Source organism: Massilia sp. LXY-6 (assembly GCF_051233485.1).
Classification (GTDB): domain Bacteria; phylum Pseudomonadota; class Gammaproteobacteria; order Burkholderiales; family Burkholderiaceae_D; genus Telluria.
In genome coordinates, this window is the sequence record NZ_JBKFGF010000040.1 from 128,986 (window position 1) to 149,341 (window position 20,356).

At 64.7% G+C, this 20,356-nt stretch carries 26 protein-coding genes; 3 read left to right on the plus strand and 23 right to left on the minus strand.

What is annotated here, in order from left to right:
* Positions 1 to 25 precede the first annotated feature (25 nt).
* The 20 genes from ACI48D_RS18395 to ACI48D_RS18490 form a co-directional block, all read right to left on the minus strand.
* A complete protein-coding gene (locus tag ACI48D_RS18395; RefSeq protein ID WP_435572690.1) occupies positions 26 to 361 on the minus strand; it encodes a phosphoribosyl-ATP diphosphatase in 336 nt (111 codons plus the stop codon).
* A complete protein-coding gene (gene hisI, locus ACI48D_RS18400; RefSeq protein WP_435572691.1) occupies positions 358 to 807 on the minus strand; it encodes a phosphoribosyl-AMP cyclohydrolase in 450 nt (149 codons plus the stop codon). The genes ACI48D_RS18395 and hisI overlap by 4 nt, the downstream gene beginning before the upstream one ends.
* A gap of 19 nt (positions 808 to 826) precedes the next feature.
* Positions 827 to 1,588 carry an imidazole glycerol phosphate synthase subunit HisF gene (hisF, locus tag ACI48D_RS18405; RefSeq protein WP_435572692.1) on the minus strand — a complete coding sequence of 254 codons (762 nt, stop codon included), beginning with the start codon at positions 1,586 to 1,588 and terminating at the stop codon, positions 827 to 829.
* A gap of 114 nt (positions 1,589 to 1,702) precedes the next feature.
* Positions 1,703 to 2,479 carry a 1-(5-phosphoribosyl)-5-[(5-phosphoribosylamino)methylideneamino]imidazole-4-carboxamide isomerase gene (gene hisA / locus ACI48D_RS18410; protein WP_435572693.1) on the minus strand — a complete coding sequence of 259 codons (777 nt, stop codon included), beginning with the start codon at positions 2,477 to 2,479 and terminating at the stop codon, positions 1,703 to 1,705.
* A gap of 28 nt (positions 2,480 to 2,507) precedes the next feature.
* Positions 2,508 to 3,146 carry an imidazole glycerol phosphate synthase subunit HisH gene (gene hisH, locus ACI48D_RS18415; protein WP_435572694.1) on the minus strand — a complete coding sequence of 213 codons (639 nt, stop codon included), beginning with the start codon at positions 3,144 to 3,146 and terminating at the stop codon, positions 2,508 to 2,510.
* Positions 3,143 to 3,733, minus strand: a complete 591-nt coding sequence (gene hisB, locus ACI48D_RS18420) for an imidazoleglycerol-phosphate dehydratase HisB (protein ID WP_047821313.1) — start codon at positions 3,731 to 3,733, stop codon at positions 3,143 to 3,145. The genes hisH and hisB overlap by 4 nt, the downstream gene beginning before the upstream one ends.
* Positions 3,733 to 4,821, minus strand: coding sequence for a histidinol-phosphate transaminase (gene hisC / locus ACI48D_RS18425; RefSeq protein ID WP_435572695.1), 1,089 nt, complete (start codon positions 4,819 to 4,821; stop codon positions 3,733 to 3,735). The genes hisB and hisC overlap by 1 nt, the downstream gene beginning before the upstream one ends.
* On the minus strand, positions 4,818 to 5,651 hold the full coding sequence (locus ACI48D_RS18430; protein WP_435572696.1) for a DNA-methyltransferase: 834 nt from the start codon (positions 5,649 to 5,651) through the stop codon (positions 4,818 to 4,820). Before ACI48D_RS18430 ends, hisC begins: the two co-directional genes overlap by 4 nt.
* Positions 5,648 to 6,994, minus strand: a complete 1,347-nt coding sequence (gene hisD, locus ACI48D_RS18435; protein ID WP_435572697.1) for a histidinol dehydrogenase — start codon at positions 6,992 to 6,994, stop codon at positions 5,648 to 5,650. Before hisD ends, ACI48D_RS18430 begins: the two co-directional genes overlap by 4 nt.
* A 3-nt stretch (positions 6,995 to 6,997) precedes the next feature.
* Positions 6,998 to 7,672 carry an ATP phosphoribosyltransferase gene (hisG, locus tag ACI48D_RS18440; RefSeq protein ID WP_435572698.1) on the minus strand — a complete coding sequence of 225 codons (675 nt, stop codon included), beginning with the start codon at positions 7,670 to 7,672 and terminating at the stop codon, positions 6,998 to 7,000.
* A 1-nt stretch (position 7,673) separates the two neighbouring features.
* A complete protein-coding gene (gene murA / locus ACI48D_RS18445) occupies positions 7,674 to 8,936 on the minus strand; it encodes a UDP-N-acetylglucosamine 1-carboxyvinyltransferase (protein ID WP_435572699.1) in 1,263 nt (420 codons plus the stop codon).
* A 7-nt stretch (positions 8,937 to 8,943) separates the two neighbouring features.
* A complete protein-coding gene (locus ACI48D_RS18450; protein ID WP_435572700.1) occupies positions 8,944 to 9,180 on the minus strand; it encodes a BolA family protein in 237 nt (78 codons plus the stop codon).
* A 24-nt stretch (positions 9,181 to 9,204) separates the two neighbouring features.
* Positions 9,205 to 9,972 (minus strand): ABC transporter permease, encoded by a 768-nt coding sequence (locus ACI48D_RS18455; protein ID WP_435572701.1) that lies wholly within the window; start codon positions 9,970 to 9,972, stop codon positions 9,205 to 9,207.
* Complete coding sequence (locus ACI48D_RS18460) at positions 9,969 to 10,916, minus strand: ABC transporter ATP-binding protein (protein WP_435572702.1); 948 nt, start codon at positions 10,914 to 10,916, stop codon at positions 9,969 to 9,971. The genes ACI48D_RS18455 and ACI48D_RS18460 overlap by 4 nt, the downstream gene beginning before the upstream one ends.
* 123 nt (positions 10,917 to 11,039) lie before the next feature.
* Entirely contained in the window at positions 11,040 to 11,315 is a 276-nt protein-coding gene (locus ACI48D_RS18465; protein ID WP_435572703.1) for an STAS domain-containing protein, read from the minus strand.
* A gap of 2 nt (positions 11,316 to 11,317) precedes the next feature.
* On the minus strand, positions 11,318 to 11,968 hold the full coding sequence (locus ACI48D_RS18470) for an MlaC/ttg2D family ABC transporter substrate-binding protein (protein ID WP_435572704.1): 651 nt from the start codon (positions 11,966 to 11,968) through the stop codon (positions 11,318 to 11,320).
* A 51-nt stretch (positions 11,969 to 12,019) separates the two neighbouring features.
* The gene (locus tag ACI48D_RS18475) at positions 12,020 to 12,880 is read right to left on the minus strand and encodes an MlaA family lipoprotein (RefSeq protein ID WP_435572705.1); all 861 of its coding nucleotides are present in this window, start codon (positions 12,878 to 12,880) and stop codon (positions 12,020 to 12,022) included.
* Positions 12,877 to 13,350, minus strand: a complete 474-nt coding sequence (gene mlaD, locus ACI48D_RS18480) for an outer membrane lipid asymmetry maintenance protein MlaD (protein ID WP_435572706.1) — start codon at positions 13,348 to 13,350, stop codon at positions 12,877 to 12,879. The genes ACI48D_RS18475 and mlaD overlap by 4 nt, the downstream gene beginning before the upstream one ends.
* A gap of 58 nt (positions 13,351 to 13,408) precedes the next feature.
* Complete coding sequence (gene mlaE, locus ACI48D_RS18485; RefSeq protein WP_435572707.1) at positions 13,409 to 14,191, minus strand: lipid asymmetry maintenance ABC transporter permease subunit MlaE; 783 nt, start codon at positions 14,189 to 14,191, stop codon at positions 13,409 to 13,411.
* On the minus strand, positions 14,188 to 14,991 hold the full coding sequence (locus ACI48D_RS18490) for an ABC transporter ATP-binding protein (protein ID WP_435572708.1): 804 nt from the start codon (positions 14,989 to 14,991) through the stop codon (positions 14,188 to 14,190). The genes mlaE and ACI48D_RS18490 overlap by 4 nt, the downstream gene beginning before the upstream one ends.
* A 297-nt stretch (positions 14,992 to 15,288) precedes the next feature.
* Here ACI48D_RS18490 and ACI48D_RS18495 point away from each other — a divergent pair, with 297 nt between their 5' ends.
* The 3 genes from ACI48D_RS18495 to ACI48D_RS18505 are packed head-to-tail and all read left to right on the plus strand — an operon-like array spanning position 15,289 to position 17,721.
* Positions 15,289 to 16,029 carry a dienelactone hydrolase family protein gene (locus ACI48D_RS18495; RefSeq protein ID WP_435572709.1) on the plus strand — a complete coding sequence of 247 codons (741 nt, stop codon included), beginning with the start codon at positions 15,289 to 15,291 and terminating at the stop codon, positions 16,027 to 16,029.
* A gap of 23 nt (positions 16,030 to 16,052) precedes the next feature.
* Positions 16,053 to 16,694, plus strand: a complete 642-nt coding sequence (locus ACI48D_RS18500) for a hydrolase (protein WP_435572710.1) — start codon at positions 16,053 to 16,055, stop codon at positions 16,692 to 16,694.
* Positions 16,695 to 16,704: 10 nt separating this feature from the next.
* The gene (locus ACI48D_RS18505) at positions 16,705 to 17,721 is read left to right on the plus strand and encodes a CapA family protein (RefSeq protein ID WP_435572711.1); all 1,017 of its coding nucleotides are present in this window, start codon (positions 16,705 to 16,707) and stop codon (positions 17,719 to 17,721) included.
* On the opposite strand, the gene map is transcribed toward ACI48D_RS18505, so the two are convergent.
* The 3 genes from map to ACI48D_RS18520 form a co-directional block, all read right to left on the minus strand.
* Positions 17,690 to 18,487, minus strand: a complete 798-nt coding sequence (map, locus tag ACI48D_RS18510; RefSeq protein ID WP_435572712.1) for a type I methionyl aminopeptidase — start codon at positions 18,485 to 18,487, stop codon at positions 17,690 to 17,692. The genes ACI48D_RS18505 and map overlap by 32 nt on opposite strands.
* Complete coding sequence (locus ACI48D_RS18515; protein ID WP_435572713.1) at positions 18,484 to 18,696, minus strand: ParD-like family protein; 213 nt, start codon at positions 18,694 to 18,696, stop codon at positions 18,484 to 18,486. Before ACI48D_RS18515 ends, map begins: the two co-directional genes overlap by 4 nt.
* A gap of 109 nt (positions 18,697 to 18,805) precedes the next feature.
* Entirely contained in the window at positions 18,806 to 20,269 is a 1,464-nt protein-coding gene (locus ACI48D_RS18520) for a glutamate synthase subunit beta (protein WP_435572714.1), read from the minus strand.
* Between the last annotated feature and the right edge of the window lie 87 nt (positions 20,270 to 20,356).

The window sequence follows — 20,356 nt, forward strand, 5'->3', positions numbered from 1 at the left end:
CCCCGCCTGCGCGGGGGCGACTTTGTCACTTGCGCGCAGCCTTTTCTTCGATGCCGGAAAGGCCTTCGCGGCGCGCCAGCTCGTCCAGCACCTGCTGCGGGCTCAGGCCGAAACGGGCCAGCAGCACGGCGGAATGGAACCACAGGTCGGCCACTTCGTACAGCAGCTTGGAGGCGTCGGCGCCGGCGCGCACGTCCTTGGCCGCCATCACGGTCTCGGTCGCTTCTTCGCCGATCTTCTTGAGGATCGCGTCGTCACCTTTCGCGAACAGGCGGGCGACATAGGATTTGTCCGGATCGCCGCCGTTTTCCGGCTTGCGCGATTCGATCACTTCCGCCAGGCGGTCGAGAATAGTGCTCATAGGTCTTTCTTTTGAAACGTCTTCTTCGGGTTGGTGTAGATGGTATCGGGATCGCGCAGCACCGGTTCGGCCTCGATCCAGTCGCCCTTGTCGAACTTCTGGAAGAAGCAGGAATGGCGTCCGGTATGGCAGGCGATGCCGCCGGCCTGCTCGACCTTCAGCAGCACCACGTCCTCGTCGCAGTCGAGGCGGATTTCCTGTACTTTCTGGACGTGGCCGGACTCTTCGCCCTTGTGCCACAGCTTCTTGCGCGAACGGCTCCAGTACACCGCTTCGCCCAGCTCCACGGTCTTGGCCAGGGCTTCGCGGTTCATCCAGGCGAACATCAGGATGTCGCCGGTCGCCGCTTCCTGGGCGATCACCGGCACCAGGCCGTGCTCGTCCCATTTGACCTTCTTCAGCCACGGCTGGGCCGGAATCGTCGGCGTCGTCGTCGGGGTTACCATCGTATCCTTGGGTTGTTCGTTAATCCAGGCGCACAGGAATGCCGCGCGCCTGCATGAAGCGCTTGGCCTCGCTGACCGTGTGCTGGCCGTAGTGGAAGATGCTGGCGGCCAGCACCGCGTCCGCATGTCCCTCCAGGACGCCGTCGGCCAGGTCTTGCAGGCCGCCCACGCCGCCGGAAGCGATCACGGAAATGCCGACCGCGTCCGAAACGGCGCGCGTCAGGCCGAGGTCGAAGCCGGACTTGGTGCCGTCGCGGTCCATGCTGGTCAGCAGCAGCTCGCCGGCGCCCAGCCTTTCCATCTTGCGCGCCCACTCGACGGCATCGAGGCCGGTCGCGTTGCGGCCGCCATGGGTGAACACTTCCCACTTGCCGGGCGCGACCTGCTTGGCGTCGATCGCCACCACGATGCACTGCGAGCCGTGCTTCTGCGAGGCGTCGAACACCAGTTGCGGGTTGGTGACGGCCGAGGTATTCATGGACACCTTGTCGGCGCCGGCGTTCAGCAGGCGGCGCACGTCTTCGACCTTGCGCACGCCGCCACCCACCGTCAGCGGGATGAAGACGGTCGAGGCCACCGCCTCGATGATCGGCAGGATCAGGTCGCGGCCGTCGCTCGACGCGGTGATGTCGAGGAAGGTGATCTCGTCGGCACCCTGGCCATCGTAGCGGCGTGCGATCTCGACCGGGTCGCCGGCATCGCGCAGCTCGGTGAAATTGACGCCCTTAACCACGCGGCCGCCGGTAACGTCGAGGCAGGGGATGATGCGTTTTGCGAGCATATAGTAAGTCAGCTTTCAAACGTCGTTCCCGCGCAGGCGGGAACCCAATTTTGCATGCTCAGTCGAGATGAAGGCAAGACTTGGATCCCCGCCTTCGCGGGGACGACGGTGGGGTTAAGCCTGCGCTCCTTCGGTCAGCTCGTCGGCGCGTTCCTGGGCGCTGGCCAGGTCGAGCGTGCCTTCGTAGATCGAGCGGCCGCAGATCACGCCTTCGATGCCTTCGTCCTGCACCGCGCACAGGGCTTCGACGTCGGCCAGGTTGTGCAGGCCGCCGGAAGCGATGATCGGGATCTTGACGGCCTGCGCCAGGCGCACGGTGGCTTCGATGTTCACGCCGCCCATCATGCCGTCGCGGCCGATGTCGGTGTAGATGATCGATTCGACGCCGTAGCCCTCGAACTTCCTGGCCAGGTCGATGACTTCGTGGCCCGACATCTTGCTCCAGCCGTCGGTCGCGACCTTGCCGTCCTTGGCGTCCAGGCCGACGATGATCGAACCCGGGAAGGCACCGCAGGCGTCGTGCAGGAAGCCCGGGTTCTTCACGGCGGCGGTGCCGACGATGATGTAGGTGATGCCGTCGTCCAGGTAGCGCTCGATGGTGTCGAGGTCGCGGATGCCGCCGCCGAGCTGGACCGGGATCTCGTCCAGGTCATTCTCGGTGGCGTAGTCCTGCACCACCTGCAGAATCGATTTGATGGCGCTCTCGTTCTTCGGCTTGCCGGCGAAGGCACCGTTCAGGTCGACCAGGTGCAAGCGGCGCGCACCCTTCTTCAGCCAGTGCAGCGCCATCTCGGCGGGATCTTCGGAGAACACGGTGGCGAGTTCCATATCGCCCTGTTTCAGGCGAACGCAGTGACCGTCTTTCAGGTCGATGGCGGGGATCAGCAGCATGGTCGTAGTCGGTTGGTTGACGGTTGAATCACGGATTCCAGTGGATGAAATTGCGGTACAGGCGCAGGCCGGCGGCTGCGCTTTTCTCGGGGTGGAACTGGGTGGCGACGAGGTTGTCGCGGGCGACCGCGCAGCAGTAGGGGCCGCCGTAGTCGGCCTCGCCGATCGTATCTGCCGGGTTGGCCGGCTGGGCGTAATAGCTGTGCACGAAGTAGAAGTACGCGCCATCCTCGACGCCTTCCCACAGCGGGTGCGCGCGCACCTGGCGCAGGCGGTTCCAGCCCATCTGCGGGACCTTGAAGCGCGAGCCGTCGGCCTGCAGCTTGCCGTCGAGCTGGAAGCGCACGACCTTGCCGGGCAGGATACCGAGACCGGGCGTGCCGTCGTTTTCTTCGCTGGCGTCGAACAGCATCTGCTCGCCCACGCACACGCCCATCACCGGACGCGTCTTCATGGCGCGCAGCAGCGCTTCCTCGGCGCCGGATTCGCGCAGGCTGCGCATGCAGTCGCGCATTGCGCCCTGCCCCGGCAGCACGACCCGGTCGGCGGCGTCGATGTCGGCCGCCTGGTTCGAGACGATCACGTCCGCTTCGGGAGCGGCGGCACGCAGCGCCTGCGCCACGGAGCGCAGGTTGCCCAGCCCATCAACGACGACGATCTTGCTCACAGGCTGCCCTTGGTCGACGGAATCGTGCCGAGCGCGCGCTCGTCGAGCTCGGAGGCCATGCGCAGCGCGCGTCCGAAGGCCTTGAACACGGTCTCGCACTGGTGGTGGGCGTTCACGCCACGCAGGTTGTCCACGTGCAGGGTCACGCCGGCGTGGTTGACGAAGCCGCGGAAGAACTCGATCGTCAGGTCGACGTCGAAGCGGCCGATCGTGGCGCGGGTGAACGGCACATGCCATTCCAGGCCGGGGCGGCCGGAAAAATCGATGACCACGCGCGACAGCGCCTCGTCCAGCGGCACGTAGGCGTGGCCGTAGCGGCGGATGCCCTTCTTGTCGCCGATCGCCTTGGCGACGGCCATGCCCAGCGTGATGCCGGTGTCCTCGACGGTATGGTGGTCGTCGATGTGCAGGTCGCCGACGGCCTCGACCTCGAGGTCGATCAGGCCGTGGCGGGCAATCTGGTCCAGCATATGGTCGAGGAACGGGACGCCGGTGTTGAGTTTCTGGCGGCCGGTGCCGTCGAGATTCAGCGCGACACGGATCTGCGTTTCGCTGGTGTTGCGTGTGATTTCTGCGGTGCGGGTCATTACAGGGAAGCCTTCAGGGCATTCAGGAATACGGAATTTTCTTCCGGGGTGCTGACCGTTACGCGGATGCAGTTGGCCAGCAGTTCGTGCATTTTACTCAAATTCTTGATCAATACCCGTTCTTCGAACAGTTTAGCGCAGGTCCGCTCGGCGTCCGGTACGCGCAGGGTAATGAAATTCGCGCTCGACGGGAACACCGTCACGCCCGGCAGCGCCGCCAGGGCCGCGGCCAGCTCGCCGCGCGCTTCGTTCAGGCGGGCGGCCTGCTCGTCCAGCACGGCGACGTGGTCGAGGGCGAACTCGGCGGCCACCTGGGTCAGCACGTTGATGTTGTAGGGCGGGCGCACCTTGTCGAACTGCTGCAGCAGGGCCGGCGCGGCGGCCAGGTAGCCGAGGCGGATGCCGGCCAGGCCCAGCTTCGACAGCGTGCGCATCACCATCAGGTTCGGGTACTGCGGCAGGCGACCCATGAAGCTGGTGCGGGCGAACGGTTGATACGCCTCGTCGACCACGGCGATGCCGGTCTCGCCCAGCGCCTCGATGATGGCGACCATGTCGTCGGCGTCATACAGGTTGCCGGTCGGGTTGTTCGGGTAGGCCAGGAACACCACCGCCGGCTTGTGTTTGGCGATCGCCGCCAGCATCGCCTCGCGGTCGAGCGAAAAATCGGCCTTCAAAGGCACGCCGACGTAGTCCATGCCGGCAAACTGGGCCGAGCGCTGGAACATCACGAAGGCCGGGCTGGGCGCCATCAGTACCGCGCGTGTGTCCTGGCGTGCGGTGGCCATGGCGATGATCGAGATGATCTCGTCCGAGCCGTTGCCGAGGATGACGTCGTAGCCGGCCGGGACGCCGAGATTGTCGCGGATCTTCTGTTTCAGGGTCGCGTAAGACGCCACCGGATAGCGGTTCAGCACGGCGTCGGCCAGGCGCGTGGCCAGTTCCCGGCGCAGGTTTTCCGGCAGCTCGTACGGATTCTCCATGGCGTCGAGCTTGATGTAGCCGCTGGCGTCGGGCACGGTGTAGCTATGGCCGGCACGGACGTCTTCGCGGATCGTGTTGGCGATGAGGATGTCGATGTCGGTCATGGTGCGCTTCCTTCAGTGGTCTTTTCCAAAATGGGGGGTTTCTTGCGAACGCTGCCAGCCTTTTTCTTCACCGGCGCCGCGGGCATCGCCAGGCGCTGCTGAATGACTTCGCAATACGCCTGGTTCAGCTCGAACCCGACGAAATGCCGCCCCAGCCGGCGTGCCGCCAGTGCCGTGGTGCCGCTGCCCATGAAGGGGTCGAGCACCACGCCGCCCGCCGGGCACGAGGCCTTCAGCATGCGTTCGATGATCTCGAGCGGCTTCTGGGTCGGATGGTCGACCCGCTCCGCGTGCTCGCGGTGCAGGCGCGATACGCTCCACAGGTCCTTCGGGTTGTAGCCGACCTCCAGCCACTTGGCGCCGATAAAAATCGAGCGCGAGCGTGCCTTCTTGGTCTCGGCGTCGTAGGGGATGCGCACGGCGTCCAGGTCGAAATAATAATCCTTGCGCTTCACGAAAAAGCCGATCGTGTCGTGCACCGAGCTGAAGCTGCGGACACTCCCTCCCATCGAGGGCACGCGGCGGTCCCAGATGATCTCGTTCATCATGGTCATGCGCTTCTTCAGCATGACGAAGATTTCGGGAGCGAAGCGCCAGGTGAGGAAGATGTACAGGCTGCCGTTGGCCTTCAGCTTGGGCAGCGCGATGTCGATCCAGCGCTCGGTCCAGGCCAGGTAGTCGTCCACGCTCTGCTGGTCGGAAGCGTTGCCGTAGTCCTTGCCGAGGTTGTACGGCGGGTCGGTCAGGATCAGGTCGATGGACCCATCGGGGATGCGCGCCATCCCGGCCAGCGCATCCTCGCAATAGACCCGGTCGACCCAGTCCATCATTCGGACCCGGAGGCGGAGGCCGAGCCGTCCTGCTTGATCCTTAGTTCTGCACTGCGCGCATGCGCCTGCAGCCCTTCCCCATACGCCAGCTCGGCCGCAACCTTGCCCAGGGTCTGGGCGCCCGCTTCGGACACGAACAGCACCGACGAGCGTTTCTGGAAATCGTACACGCCCAGCGGCGACGAGAAGCGCGCCGTGCGCGAGGTCGGCAGCACGTGGTTCGGGCCGCAGCAGTAATCGCCCAGCGACTCCGACGAGAAGCGGCCCAGGAACATCGCGCCGGCGTGGCGGATCTGGTCGGCCCACTGCTGCGGCTCCGCGGCCGAGATCTCCAGGTGCTCGGCGGCGATGTCGTTGGCGATCGCGCAGGCCTCTTCCATGTCGCGTACCTTGATCAATGCGCCGCGGTCGCTCAGCGAGGTGGTGATCGTGTCCTTGCGCGGCATGGTGGGCAGCAGCCTGTGGATGCTGGCTTCGACCTTGGCGATGTAGCCGGCGTCCGGGCACAGCAGGATGGCCTGGGCCAGCTCGTCGTGCTCGGCCTGGGAGAACAGGTCCATCGCCACCCAGTCCGGATCGGTGCTGCCGTCGCACAGCACCAGGATTTCGGACGGGCCGGCGATCATGTCGATGCCGACCGTGCCGAACACGCGGCGCTTGGCGCTGGCGACGTAGGCATTGCCCGGACCGACGATTTTGTCGACCGCGGGAATCGTCCCGGTGCCGTAGGCCAGCGCGCCGACGGCCTGGGCGCCGCCGATGGTGATCACGCGGGTCACGCCGGCGATGCTTGCTGCCGCCAGCACCATCTGGTTCTTGATGCCATCCGGGGTCGGCACCACCATCACAATCTCTTTGACGCCGGCGACCTGCGCGGGAATCGCATTCATCAGCACCGACGACGGGTACGCGGCCTTGCCGCCCGGGACGTAGATGCCGACGCGGTCCAGCGGCGTCACGCGCTGGCCCAGCACGGTGCCGTCCGGCTCGGTATAGGTAAAACCGTTCAGTTCCTGCTTCTGGCGCTCGTGGAACACGCGGATGCGTTCGGCGGCGGTCTGCAGGGCCGCGCGCTGGGCATCCGGCAGCGCGTCCAGGGCCCGCTGCAGCTCATCCTGCCGCAGGTCGAAGGCGGCCATGCTGGCGGCGCCATTCGGAATACGGTCGAATTTGTTCGTATACTCCAGCACGGCCGCATCGCCGCGCGCCTTGACGTCGGCGAGGATCTTCGCGACCGCGGATTCAATGGCGTCGTCGGTCTCGGCCTCGAAGGCCAGCAGTTTCGTCAGCTGCTGCTTGAAGTCGGGTGCGGTGGAATCGAGCTTGCGGATCTGTACAGTCATTGCTTAGCCTTGCTGCCTGGAGGCGCGTTCGAACGCCTCGATGATGGGTTGCAGGCGCTCGCGCTTGAGCTTGAGCGCGGCCTGGTTGACCACCAGGCGCGAGGAGATTTCCATGATCTTCTCGACTTCGACCAGGTTGTTGGCGCGCAGCGTGCCGCCGGTCGAGACCACGTCGACGATGGCGTCGGACAGGCCGACCAGCGGCGCCAGCTCCATCGAGCCGTACAGCTTGATGAGGTCGACGTGCACGCCCTTCTTGGCGAAGTGCTCGCGCGCGGTTTCCACGAACTTGGTGGCCACGCGCAGGCGCGCGCCCTGGCGCACCGCGGTCTCGTAGTCGAAGCCGGCGTTCACCGCCACCGACATGCGGCAGCAGGCGATGCGCAGGTCGACCGGCTGGTACAGGCCTTCGCCGCCATGCTCGAGCAGCACGTCCTTGCCGGCCACGCCGAAGTCGGCGGCGCCGTACTGGACATAGGTCGGCACGTCGGTGGCGCGCACGATCAGCACGCGCACGCCGGGGTCGTTGGTGGCCAGGATCAGCTTGCGCGAGGTTTCCGGATTTTCCAGCACCTCGATGCCGGCCGCGGCCAGCAGCGGCAGCGTGTCTTCGAAGATGCGGCCCTTGGAGAGAGCGAGGATCAGCTGGGAGTTATCGGCCTGAGTTGGTGTAGTCATGTTATTTGATACGCACGATGTCGGCGCCCACCGCCGACAGCTTGGCTTCCATGCGGTCGTAGCCGCGGTCCAGGTGATAGATGCGGTCGACGATGGTCGTGCCCTCGGCGGCCAGGCCGGCGATCACCAGCGAAGCCGAGGCGCGCAGGTCGGTCGCCATCACCGGCGCGCCGACCAGGCGGCCGACGCCGCGCATGAAGGCGGTGTTGCCCTCGGTCGAGATCTGGGCGCCCAGGCGGTTCAGCTCCTGCACGTGCATGAAGCGGTTTTCAAAAATGGTCTCGGTCACGCGGCTGGGGCCGTCGGCGATGGTGTTCACCGCCATGAACTGGGCCTGCATGTCGGTCGGGAAGCCAGGATACTCGGTGGTGCGGAAGGACACCGGGCGCGGACGGCCGTCCATGCGCGCGCGGATCGAATCACCCTCCACGCTCAGTTGCACCCCCATCTCGCGCAGCTTGTCGATGGCGACGTCGAAGATGTCGGTGCGGGTATTGGTGATGCGGATGTCGCCGCCGGTCGCCGCCACCGCGCACAGGAAAGTCGCGGCTTCGATGCGGTCCGAGATCACGGCGTGCCTGGTGCCGTGCAGGGAATCCACGCCCTGGATCACCAGGCGGTCGGTGCCGATGCCGTCGATCCTGGCGCCCATCGCCACCAGCATGTTGGCGAGATCCGTGACTTCGGGTTCGCGCGCGGCGTTCTCCAGCACGGTCTCGCCCTCGGCCAGCACGGCGGCCATCAGGAGGTTCTCGGTGCCGGTCACGGTGATCATGTCGGTGAGGATGCGCGTGCCCTTCAGCTTCGGGCATTTCGCATGGATGTAGCCGCCTTCGATGGTGATCTCGGCGCCCATCGCGCGCAGGCCCTTGATGTGCTGGTCGACCGGACGCGAACCGATCGCGCAGCCGCCCGGCAGCGACACCTTGGCTTCGCCGAAGCGCGCCAGCATCGGACCCAGCACCAGGATCGAGGCGCGCATGGTCTTCACCAGCTCGTAGGGTGCCTCCAGCTTGTCGATATTGGCGCCGTTCAGGGTGACGTTCTCGCTGGCGTCCCCTTCTCCCTGGGTCACTTTCAGGCCGGTCTGTGCGAGCAGCTTGAGCATGGTGCGCACATCGTGCAGGCGCGGGACGTTCGACAGTTCGAGGTCGCCCGCGGTCAGCAGGCCGGCGCACAGGATGGGCAGTGCGGCGTTCTTGGCGCCCGAGATGACGATCTCGCCGTTCAGGCGCTTGCCGCCGGTGATCTGGAGCTTGTCCATGCTTGTCTTATCCTTGGTACTCGTCGGGGGTGAGGGTCTTCATCGACAGCGCGTGGATTTCCTCGCGCATGCGGTCGCCGAGCGCGGCGTAGACGATCTGGTGGCGCTGGATGCGGCTTTTTCCCGCAAATGCCTTTGATACGATAACGGCGCTGAAGTGCTGGCCGTCGCCCTCGACTTCGAGGTGGGTGGTTTCCAGGCCGGCCTGGATATAGCCGTGGATGAGTTCAGGAGTGGTAGCCATGATGCGTATAAATTTGGATAAGGCTTAGTGACGCAGCTTGTAGCCGCGGCGGAGCAGGTTGATGGCGACGCCCGCCAGCACCACGAAGAACACGGCGACGATGGCCAGGCTGGTCCAGGGCGAGACGTCCGACTTGCCGAAGAAACCGTAACGGAACCCGTCAATCATATAAAAGAACGGGTTGAAATGCGAGACCGCCAGCCAGAACGGAGGCAGTTTCTTGATCGAATAGAACACGCCGGCCAAAAATGTTGCAGGCATGATCAAAAAGTTCTGGAACGCGGCCAGCTGGTCGAACTTCTCGGCCCAGATCCCGGCGATCACGCCCATCGTGCCGAGGATCGCCGCGCCGAGCAGGGCGAACACGATGATCCACAGCGGGAAGGTGAAGGACAGGTGCGCGAACCAGGCGGTGATGACGAACACGCCCAGGCCGACCGACAGCCCGCGCACCACCGAGGCCGTCACGTAGGCCGACAGGATCTCCCAGTGCGACAGCGGCGGCAGCAGGATGAACACCAGGTTGCCGGTGATTTTCGACTGGATCAGCGAGGACGAGGAGTTGGCGAAGGCGTTCTGCAGCACGCTCATCATCACCAGGCCCGGGACCAGGAAGGCGGTGTAGTCGACGCCTTCGAGCATCTGCACGCGGCCTTCGAGCACGTGGCCGAAGATCAGCAGGTACAGCATCGAGGTGACGATGGGCGCGGCGATGGTCTGGGTGGCGACCTTCCAGAAGCGCAGGATCTCTTTGTAGAACAGGGTCTTGAAACCCACGGAGACGAGATTCATCGGACAGATGCTCCAGCTTGAGATTCGCCTTCCATAATCTGGATAAAGATGTCTTCCAGGTCGGCCTGCTGCAGCTGCATCTCGTCGATCTCGGCGCCGGACTCGCGCAGGCGCGCCAGGATGCCTTCGACTTCCGCGTACTCGTTCACGCGCAGGGTGTACTTGTTGCCGCCGTTGCCCTTGCCTTCGTCGTGCTCGTCATGCGAGACCAGGTGGCGCAGGCCTTCCGGCAGGCCGCCGTGCTTCAGGTGCACGATCAGCGAGGAACCGGACACGCGGCGCAGCAGCTGCGACATGGTGTCCAGCGCCACCACGTTGCCGGTCTTGAGCATCGCCACGCGCTGGCACATGGCTTGTGCCTCTTCCAGGTAGTGCGTGGTCAGGACCACGGTATGGCCCTCGCGGTTCAGGCGCGAGATGAACTTCCACAGGGTCTGGCGCAGTTCGACGTCGACGCCGGCGGTCGGCTCGTCCAGCACGATCACGGGCGGCTTGTGCACCAGGGCCTGGGCCACCAGCACGCGGCGCTTCATGCCGCCGGACAGGGCGCGCATGTTGACGTCGGCCTTCGGCATCAGGTCGAGGTTTTCCATGATCTCGTCGATCCACTTGTCGTTGTTCTTCAGGCCGAAGTAGCCGGACTGCAGGCGCAGCGTCTCGCGCACCGTGAAGAAGGGATCGAACACCAGCTCCTGCGGCACCACGCCGAGCGCCATGCGGGCGGAACGGAAATCCCTGGTGACGTCGTGGCCGTGGACGCGCACGCTGCCCACGTCCGGCCGGATCAGGCCGGCGATGCAGGAAATGAGGGTGGTCTTGCCGGCGCCGTTCGGCCCGAGCAGGCCGAAGAACTCGCCTTGTTCGATGCTCAGGGAAACGCCCTTCAAGGCCTTGAAGCCCTTGTAGCTTTTCTCGACGCTGTCTATCTGGATGGCTGCTGTCATGCGAAAGGGGACGCGCCGGAGCGGCGGACCGTGCAGGGGAAACGAGCCATTATAGAAGAAAACGTCATGAGCGGTTCGGCGGAGCCCATCCGTTGGACGGGCAGGCCGTGCCCGCCACGACGCTTACGCGCCGCCGATCAGCCCATCGACGCCATACAGGCGCGCCAGCGCATCGACGTTGGCCGGCACGTTGACGAAGGAAAGCTTGCGCCCCTGCGCCTGGGCGCGGCGCTGCCAGGCCAGCATCAGCGCCAGGGCCGAGGAATCGGCGGCGCGCACGCCGCCGAGATCGAACACGGTTTCGCCGGCGCCGAGGGCCGCGCAGCCCTGCTCCAGCGCCGCCTGGGCGTTCTGGAAGGTCAGGGCATCCAGCGAAAGCATGGGATTGGATTCGGCCATGCTTACTTCTGCGGGGCCTTCAGCGGCTTGTTGGCCAGCTGCTGGTTACGATCGTGCAGCTTCTTGATCAGGCCATCGATGCCGCCCTTGCTGATTTCGGAAGCGAAGGTCGACTTGTAGGTCTCGACCAGCCAGGCGCCCATCACGTTCAGGTCGAAGATCTTCCAGCCCTGCGCGCCCTTGCTCAGGCGGTAGTTCAGGGTGATCGGCTCGCCGCGGGTCAGGTTGACCTGCGATTTCACCTCGACTTCGGTGTCGGCCGGGTCGGCGCGGAAGGGCTTGAACTCGATGGTTTCGTTCTTGATCTGCGAGAGCGCGCCGGAATAGGTGTAGATCAGCAGCTGGCGGAATTCTTCCGACAGCTGTTTCTGCTGCTCCGGGGTGGCCTGGCGCCAGAAGCGGCCGGCCGCCTGCGCGGTCATCTTGTCAGCATCGACATACGGCAGGATCTTGGTGTTGACCAGCTCGATGATCTTGCGGCTGTTGCCGGCCTGGATGTCCTTGTCGGCCTTGACCGCGTCGATCACCTCGGTGCTGACGCGCTTGACCAGCAGGTCCGGCGCTTCGTTGGTGGCCGGGGCCGGGGCAGCGATCACGCTGGTGGAGAAGGCCGCCACGGCGGCGGTCACGATCAGTTGTGCGATAGGCTTCATACGCTTCCTTTGTCTTGGTTGAGGCAGTGCCTTCGATATTTATTCCATTAACTACTTCTGCACCGGTTCGGATGACACCGGTGCCGGTGCCGGCGGATTATTCGGCGCCGAATCCTGCTGTTCCGGAGTGTGGTCGTCCGGGTTCTGCGCCTTCTTCACGCCCAGCTTTTCCTGGACCTTCTCCTGCACCTTGTCGAGCTTTTCCTGGACCTTCTCGGCGCGGACCTGGGCCTTGTCGGTGTCCAATACCTTGCTGCTGCGGCGCTGCAGGTAGCCGTCGCGGATGAATTCGTAGCGGTCGAGGGCAGCGTCTTCGAGCAGGTTCGAGGCGTCCAGCACGCTGGCGCGCTGGTCGACCGCACGCACCAGGATTCCGCTGTTGCGCCACGGAATGTCATTCACGTGGTCCCACGGGTCGCCCCACAAGTCGCCGGGCAGGGCCACGGTGTCACGGACCGTAGATGGGCCCAACAGCGGCAACATCAAGTAGGGGCCGCTCGGCACGCCCCAGTAACCCAGGGTCTGGCCCAGGTCTTCGTTGTGCTTGCGCAAGCCGGCCGGGGTTGCGATGTCGAGCACGCCAACCAGGCCCAGGGTCGAGTTCACGGCAAAGCGGGTGAAATCGTTGAGGCCGTCCTGGCCCTTGAGCTGGGCAAAATTGTTGACCGAGCTCCACAGGTCCGACAGGTTGCCGAAGAAATTGTTCACGCCCGTCTGCAGGAAGTCCGGGGTATAGTTCTTGTAGACCGTGGCCGCCGGCTTCAGCGCGGTACGGTCGACCGCGTCGTTGAAGCTGAACACTGCCCGGTTGAACTTCTCGAATGGATCGCGCGGATTGGTGACGGTGCTCGCGCAGCCGCTCAGCAGTACGGCAGCACCGGCAGCCAGCGTCAATGCATTACGGATGCTCATTTCCCACCGTCCTTTCCTTCTGCGGCCTTGCTATAAATAAATTGATTGATCAGGTCCTCCAGCACCGCCGCCGATTGCGTGCGGGAGATGCGGTCGCCCTCGACCAGGTTTTTGGTGTCGCCGCCGGCTTCGATGCCGACGTACTGCTCGCCCAGCAGGCCGGAAGTCAGAATCTTCAGCGAACTATCTTTCGGAAACTTGTACGCCGGATTCATGTCGAGACGGACCAGTGCCTGGAAGCTCTTGTCGTCGAAGGCGATATCGCCGACCCGGCCCACGACCACGCCCGCGCTCTTGACGGGCGATTGCGGCTTGAGACCGCCGATATTGTCGAACTTGCCGACGATCGCATACGTCTTGCTGAACGAGATGGTGCTCATGTTACCTGCCTTGAGTGCAAGGAAAAGGAGCGATAACGCACCCAACAGCACGAAAAGTCCGACCCAGACGTCAATAGTTTTGCGATGCATAAGATTTCCCAATATATAGCGGCGATTTATCAGCCAAAGTTCTCAACTTATTTGACACTTATTTGTTGAACATTAAGGCGGTCATGACGAAGTCCAGGCCAAGGACCATCAGCGACGCGATCACGACGGTGCGGGTGGTCGCGCGCGACACGCCTTCCGGTGTCGGCTGCGCCTCATAGCCCTGGAACAGGGCGGTGAAGGTGACGGCCACGCCGAACACGAAACTCTTCAGGACGCCGTTCATGATGTCGCGGCGCACGTCGATATTGCTCTGCATCTGCGACCAGAACGCGCCTTCGTCCACGCCGATCAGCTGCACGCCGACCAGGTAGCCGCCGATCACGCCGATCGCCGAAAACACGGTGGCCAGGACCGGCATGGCGATCAGGCCGGCCCAGAAACGCGGCGCCAGCACGCGCTGGATCGGGTTCACCGCCATCATTTCCATGGCCGACAGCTGCTCGCCGGCCTTCATCAGGCCGATTTCCGCCGTCAGCGAGGTGCCGGCACGGCCTGCGAACAGCAGCGCGGTGACGACCGGGCCGAGTTCGCGCAGCAGCGACAGCGCCACCAATTGGCCGAGCTTTTCGTCGGCGCCGAACTGGCTCAGCGTGTAATAGCCCTGCAGGCCCAGCACCATGCCGACGAACAGGCCGGACACGACGATGATCAGCAGCGAGTAGTTGCCGATGAAGTGGATCTGTTCCGAGATCAGGGTCGGACGCTTCAGCGCGCCAGGCAGCCTGCCCACCAGCTTGGCGAAGGAACGGGTGACGAAGCCGATGCGGGCGAAGGTATCCAGCACGTAGGCGCCGATGAATGCCAGGAAACGCGCGATCATCGCTTGCCTCCCAGGCCCAGGTCTTCGGCCAGCGATTTACCCGGATAATGGAAGGGTACCGGGCCGTCCGGCTCGGCGTTGACGAACTGTTTGACGTACGGGTCGCTCGAAGCGCGCATGGCTTCCGGCGTGCCCTGGGCAACGATTTTTCCGTCGGACAGGAAGTACACGTAGTCGGCGATGCTGAAGGTTTCGTTCACGTCGTGCGAGACCAGGATCGAGGTCGAGCCGAGCGTGTCGTTCAGGTTGCGGATCAGGTTGGCGGTGACGCCCATCGAAATCGGGTCGAGGCCGGCGAACGGCTCGTCGTACATGATCAGTTCCGGATCGAGCGCGATCGCGCGCGCCAGCGCCACGCGGCGCGCCATGCCGCCCGAGATCTCGTTCGGCTTGAGCTGTGCCGCATTGCGCAGGCCGACCGCATTCAAGCGCATCAGCACCAGGTCGCGCAGCACTTCTTCCGGCAGGTCCGTGTGTTCGCGCAGCGGGAAGGCCACGTTCTCGAATACGGTGAGGTCGGTGAACAGGGCACCGAACTGGAACAGCATGCCCATCTTGCGGCGCAGGCGGTACAGGTTTTCCGTGTCGAGCTGGTGGACGATTTCGCCGTCCACCGAGACCGTGCCGCGCTGCGGACGGATCTGGCCGCCGATCAGGCGCAGCACCGTCGTCTTGCCGGAGCCGGAGCCGCCCATCACGGCGATCAGCTTGCCGCGTGGGAAATCCATGCTCAAATTCGACAGGATGGGGCGATCTCCATACGAAAAATGCAGATCGCGGATTTCGACAAGGTTGGACACAGTGGACAGTGGTATTTGGTGAAGCTCGTATTGTAGTGCAGAAACAGCAATCCCTGCTGGAGACGGCCCATTTCCGCTTTGCTTATCGACGTGATATTACAACACTACTGAACAATGAGTCAGATATTTTCTTAACGTAAGTATTTGTTTTAAATGAAATATGTATATGTAGAATTGTTGCATTTTAATAAGACTTGTTAACAAATTCCTTACGGAAACATCCCCCTGGCCTGTAAGCGGTGGGCGCCGATGCTCCGTCACGTGAAGGTATCGACATGCTGAATTTTCAGGCGCATCATGGTCGAAAAATCGGGGGAGAAGCCTACCGTGAACGCCAAGGCACTGATCCACATCCAGCACGACAAGATCAGCATGGAAGGCATGCTGGAACTGCCGCACGAGGCGCTCGGCATCGTCCTGTTTGCGCACGGCAGCGGCAGCAGCCGGCTCAGTCCGCGGAACAACTACGTGGCCCGCATTCTGCGCGAGGCCGGTGTCGGCACCCTGCTGCTGGACCTGCTCAGTGCCGACGAAGAAGCCGATCCCCACCATCGTTTCGACATCGCCCTGCTGACCCTGCGCCTGCGCACCGCAGCGCGCTGGCTGAGGCGCGAACCGGCCACGGCGCAGCTGCCGCTGGGACTGTTCGGCGCCAGTACCGGCGCCGCCGCCGCGCTGCGGCTGGCGGGCGAGCCGCATCTGGGCGAGCCCTACGTCGGCCAGCTGATCCCCGGCCGCCCCCAAGCCAACGGACCGTATCCGTCGATCACCGCCGTGGTCTCGCGCGGCGGCCGGCCCGACCTGGCCGGCGTGTCCGCCCTGCATGGCGTGACGGCGCCGACCCTGCTCATCGTGGGCGGCAACGACGACGGCGTGATCGACCTGAACCGGCAAGCCTTCGCCGAACTGCGCTGCCCGCGTGAGCTGGCGATCGTCCCCGGCGCCACCCACCTGTTCGAGGAGCCGGGCGCGCTGGAAGAAGTGGCGCGGCTGGCCAGCATCTGGTTCAGCGGGCACTTCGCGCGCGATGCGGGGTGATCCCTTAGTCAAAGGAAAGCGACATGACCAGCGAAGCAATCCGCGACCCGCGCCAGGACCATCTGCTGACGCCCCAGAACGCCGCACTCATCATCATCGACTACCAGCCGGTCCAGGTGAACTCGATCGCCTCGATGGACCGGCAACTGCTCGTGAATAACATCGTCGGCACCGCGAAAGCCGCGCTCGCCTATGGGCTTCCCATCGTTCACTCGACGGTCAACGTGAAAACCGGGCTGAACAAGCCGCCGATCGGCCAGCTGCGCAAGGTGCTGGGCGCTTATCCGACCTGCGACCGCACCAGCATCAATTCCTGGGAAGACGTCGAATTCAAGCAGGCCGTCGAGGCGACCGGCCGCAAGAAACTCATCATGACGGCGCTGTGGACCGAGGCCTGCCTGTGCTTCCCGGCGCTCGACGCGCTGCGCGAAGGCTACGAAGTCTATGTGGTCGCGGACGCCGTGGGGGGCACCTCCGTCACCGCCCACGAGATGGCGCTGCGCCGGATCGAACAGGCCGGCGGCCAGATGATCAGCGTGGCGCAACTGTTCTGCGAACTCCAGCGCGACTGGCAACGCAAGGACACGGTCCCGGCCTTCATCGACCTGTTCATCGAGACCGGCGGCACCGCCGGGATCCAGTTCGGCTACGAGCGCGTGGCGTAGGCGGCAGGCCATGGACGGCCGTCCCGCGCCGCTGCGCCTGCTGTTCGGCGGCGACCTGATGCTCGGGCGCCTGGTCGGCGATGCCCTGCTGCGCGAGGGCGCCGACTATCCGCTGGGCGCAGTAACGCCCCTGCTGCGCGGCGCTGACCTGGCCATCGCCAACCTCGAATGCGCGATCTGCGACCCCGCCGAACGCTGGCACGGCACCCCGAAAGCCTTTTATTTCCGGGCGCCGCCGGTGGCGGGCCAGGCGCTGGGCGAGGCCGGCATCGCGCTGGTCAGCCTGGCCAACAACCACATCCTCGACTACGACGTGCAGGGCCTGCTGGAGACCCTGCGCGTCCTCGACGCCCACGGGGTCGCGCACGCGGGCGCCGGCACCGACCTGGCCGCCGCGCAGGCGCCCGCCATCGTCGAACGGCACGGTGTCCGGATCGGCATGGCGGCCTTTTGCGACCACCAGGACGACTTCGCCGCCGCGCCGGATCATCCGGGCATGGCCTGGCTTGGCCTGCACGACGAGGCCGCCGCCATCGACGCGTTCGCACGCGCGCTCGCGCCGCTGCGCGCGCAAGGCGTACGCTGGCCCATCCTGTCGCTGCACTGGGGGCCGAACATGGTGCGCGAACCGGCGCCGCACCAGCGCCGCCTGGCCAGGGCCGCGATCGAAGTCGGCTGGAAGATCGTGTACGGGCACAGCGCGCACGTGTTCCACGGCGTCGAACTGCATGAGGGCTGCCCGATCCTGTATGCGGCCGGCGACCTGGTCGACGATTACGCCGTCGACCAGGCGTTCCGCAACGATCACCAGCTGCTGTTCGCGCTGGAACTGGGCGAGGATGCGGTGGAGCGGATCGTGCTGCATCCGCTGTTCATCCGGCGCTGCCGGGTGTTTCCCGCAAATAGTGCGCAGCGCGCGTGGATCATTGACCGCATGCGCTCGCTATGCGGGGAACTGGGCACCGCAACGGAAATCGATGGCGATACCCTGGTGATCAGGCCGCGGATGGAGCGGCCGCACGAATAGCAGCCGGCGTCTTTTCCTCGGGGCGCAAGGTCAGCACCCGCACGCCGTTTCGCGTCACGGCCACGGTATGCTCGAATTGCGCGGACAGCTGGCCGTCGCGCGTGACCACCGTCCAGCCGTCGTCTTCGGTGCGCACCGCAGCGGCGCCCTGGTTGAGCATCGGTTCGATCGTGAACACCATGCCTTCCCGCAGCACCAGTCCGGTCTGCGGCTTCCCCCAATGCAGCACCTGGGGCGGCTCGTGCATCTCGCGGCCGATGCCGTGCCCGCAATATTCCTTGACCACCGAATAGCCGCTGCGCCGCGCGTGCCGCTCGATGGCGTGCCCGACGTCGCCCAGCCGCGCGCCCGGGCGCACCGCCTGGATGCCCTTCCACATCGCCTCATAGGCCGCCTGCACCAGCCGCTGCGCCGGCGCCGCCACTTCACCGACCAGGTAGGTCTTGCTGGAATCGGCGATGTAGCCGTTCTTCTCCAATGTGATATCGAAATTCACGATATCCCCGCTTTGCACGATGTCGGCCGTGGACGGCACCCCGTGGCAGACCACCTCGTTGGGGGAAGAATTCAGTGCGTAGGCAAAGCCGTACTGCCCCTTGCTGGCCGGGCGTGCGCCGAGTTGATCGACGATGAAGCCGTCGACCAGGTCGTTCACCTGCATGGTCGACATGCCGGCCAGGGGCAGGCGGTCCAGGTAGCCGAACACCTGCGCCAGCAGCCTGCCCGACTCCGCCATCAGGGCGATTTCTTCCGGGCGCTTGATCATGACGGCGCCACCCTGGCGGCCAGCGCCTCGACCCCGGCCTCCCTCAGCTCGCGCACGACGATCTCGTTGAAACTCTGCGTCGGGTTCATCTCGCACAGCATGCCGATCTTGATCCAGAACGCCGCCTGGGCGTTGATCGAGCGGCACGACACCGTGCTCGCCTTGCGGATCTGGTCGTGCAGCTCGTCGTCGATGTTCACAATGCCCATACTATGCTCCACATATAGTCTATATATGGATCATATACTCATCTTCGGCCAGAGCACAAATGAAAAGCGGCCCCGCAGGGCCGCTTGTCGTCGAGGCAAAAAGCGCCGCTCAGCGCGGCAGCTCCGACGATCCCATCAGGAACTCGTCCACCGCGCGTGCGCATTGGCGCCCTTCGCGGATCGCCCACACCACCAGCGACTGGCCGCGGCGCATGTCGCCCGCTGCGAACACCTTCGGCACCGAGGTCTGGTAGCTGGCTTCGCCGTCGACGGTGGCGCGGGCGTTGCCGCGCGCATCCTTCTGCACGTCGAAGGCGTCCAGCACCTGCTGCACCGGCGAGACAAAACCCATCGCCAGCAGCACCAGGTCGGCCTTCAGTTCGAATTCCGTGCCCGGCACTTCGACCATCTTGCCGTCCTTCCACTCGACGCGGCAGGCGATCACTTTCTCGACCTTGCCGCCCTTGCCTTCGAAGCGCTTGGTCGCCACCGCGAAATCGCGCTTGCAACCCTCTTCGTGCGAGGACGAGGTGCGCAGCTTGGTCGGCCAGTAGGGCCAGACCAGCGGCTTGTTCTCGTGTTCGGGCGGCATCGGCATCAGTTCGAACTGGGTGACGGACGTCGCGCCGTGGCGGTTCGAGGTGCCGACGCAGTCGGAACCGGTATCGCCGCCGCCGATCACGACCACGTGCTTGCCGGTGGCCTTGATCTGGTCCTTGACCTTGTCGCCGGCGTTCACGCGGTTCTGCTGGGGCAGGAAGTCCATCGCGAAATGCACGCCCTTCAGCTCGCGGCCCGGCACCGGCAGGTCGCGCGGCTGCTCGGCGCCGCCGGCCATCACGATGGCGTCGAATTCCTTCGCCAGGTCTTCCGGGAAGATGGTCTCGCGCGCCATGTTGCTGACGATGGTCGGGAAGTCCTTGCCGATCATCGTCGAGGTGCGGAAAGTCACACCCTCGGCCTTCATCTGCTCGACGCGGCGGTCGATCAGGCCCTTTTCCATCTTGAAGTCGGGGATCCCGTAGCGCAGCAGGCCGCCGATACGGTCGCTCTTCTCGAACACGGTCACGTCGTGGCCGACGCGCGCCAGCTGCTGGGCGGCGGCCAGGCCGGCAGGGCCGGAGCCGACGATCGCGACCTTTTTACCGGTCTTCGCCAGCGCCGGCTGCGGCACGATCCAGCCGTTCTCCCAGCCGGCATCGGCGATCTTGCGCTCGATCGACTTGATGCCGACCGGTTCCTCATTGATGCCCAGCGTGCAGGCGGCTTCGCAGGGTGCCGGGCAGATGCGGCCGGTGAACTCCGGGAAGTTATTCGTCGAATGCAGGTTCTCGACGGCGTAACGGTAGTTGCCGTGATAGACCAGGTCATTCCAGTCGGGGATCATATTGTTGACCGGGCAGCCCGTATTGCAGAACGGGATGCCGCAATCCATGCAGCGCGCACCTTGCACCTTCGCCTGATCGTTGCTCAGGGTCAGGGTGAATTCCTTGTAGTTCTTCAGGCGGGCAGCGGGTTCCAGGTGGTCTTCTTCCTGGCGCTGGAATTCCATGAAGCCGGTGATTTTACCCACAATGTTTTTCCTTATATCCGTCGGTGTTCGTCGCCCCCGCGCAGGCGGGGGTCCAGGTTTGCTCGCGTTTCTCTAGCGCCGGCAGAA

Coding starts and splice junctions, on each gene's coding strand:
- ACI48D_RS18515 (WP_435572713.1), bottom strand. CDS start 18,696: ATGGGCATTGTGAACATCGACGACGAGCTGCACGACCAGATCCGCAAG.
- mlaD (WP_435572706.1), bottom strand. CDS start 13,350: ATGCATCGCAAAACTATTGACGTCTGGGTCGGACTTTTCGTGCTGTTG.
- mlaE (WP_435572707.1), bottom strand. CDS start 14,191: ATGATCGCGCGTTTCCTGGCATTCATCGGCGCCTACGTGCTGGATACC.
- hisA (WP_435572693.1), bottom strand. CDS start 2,479: ATGCTGCTGATCCCCGCCATCGACCTGAAAGACGGTCACTGCGTTCGC.
- murA (WP_435572699.1), bottom strand. CDS start 8,936: ATGGACAAGCTCCAGATCACCGGCGGCAAGCGCCTGAACGGCGAGATC.
- hisF (WP_435572692.1), bottom strand. CDS start 1,588: ATGCTCGCAAAACGCATCATCCCCTGCCTCGACGTTACCGGCGGCCGC.
- ACI48D_RS18455 (WP_435572701.1), bottom strand. CDS start 9,972: ATGAATCTCGTCTCCGTGGGTTTCAAGACCCTGTTCTACAAAGAGATC.
- hisC (WP_435572695.1), bottom strand. CDS start 4,821: ATGACCGACATCGACATCCTCATCGCCAACACGATCCGCGAAGACGTC.
- ACI48D_RS18450 (WP_435572700.1), bottom strand. CDS start 9,180: ATGGCTACCACTCCTGAACTCATCCACGGCTATATCCAGGCCGGCCTG.
- hisI (WP_435572691.1), bottom strand. CDS start 807: ATGGTAACCCCGACGACGACGCCGACGATTCCGGCCCAGCCGTGGCTG.
- hisD (WP_435572697.1), bottom strand. CDS start 6,994: ATGACTGTACAGATCCGCAAGCTCGATTCCACCGCACCCGACTTCAAG.
- ACI48D_RS18500 (WP_435572710.1), top strand. CDS start 16,053: ATGACCAGCGAAGCAATCCGCGACCCGCGCCAGGACCATCTGCTGACG.
- ACI48D_RS18470 (WP_435572704.1), bottom strand. CDS start 11,968: ATGAAGCCTATCGCACAACTGATCGTGACCGCCGCCGTGGCGGCCTTC.
- ACI48D_RS18475 (WP_435572705.1), bottom strand. CDS start 12,880: ATGAGCATCCGTAATGCATTGACGCTGGCTGCCGGTGCTGCCGTACTG.
- ACI48D_RS18395 (WP_435572690.1), bottom strand. CDS start 361: ATGAGCACTATTCTCGACCGCCTGGCGGAAGTGATCGAATCGCGCAAG.
- map (WP_435572712.1), bottom strand. CDS start 18,487: ATGATCAAGCGCCCGGAAGAAATCGCCCTGATGGCGGAGTCGGGCAGG.
- ACI48D_RS18495 (WP_435572709.1), top strand. CDS start 15,289: ATGGTCGAAAAATCGGGGGAGAAGCCTACCGTGAACGCCAAGGCACTG.
- hisG (WP_435572698.1), bottom strand. CDS start 7,672: ATGACTACACCAACTCAGGCCGATAACTCCCAGCTGATCCTCGCTCTC.
- ACI48D_RS18430 (WP_435572696.1), bottom strand. CDS start 5,651: ATGATGGACTGGGTCGACCGGGTCTATTGCGAGGATGCGCTGGCCGGG.
- ACI48D_RS18465 (WP_435572703.1), bottom strand. CDS start 11,315: ATGGCCGAATCCAATCCCATGCTTTCGCTGGATGCCCTGACCTTCCAG.
- ACI48D_RS18460 (WP_435572702.1), bottom strand. CDS start 10,916: ATGACAGCAGCCATCCAGATAGACAGCGTCGAGAAAAGCTACAAGGGC.
- ACI48D_RS18505 (WP_435572711.1), top strand. CDS start 16,705: ATGGACGGCCGTCCCGCGCCGCTGCGCCTGCTGTTCGGCGGCGACCTG.
- hisB (WP_047821313.1), bottom strand. CDS start 3,733: ATGACCCGCACCGCAGAAATCACACGCAACACCAGCGAAACGCAGATC.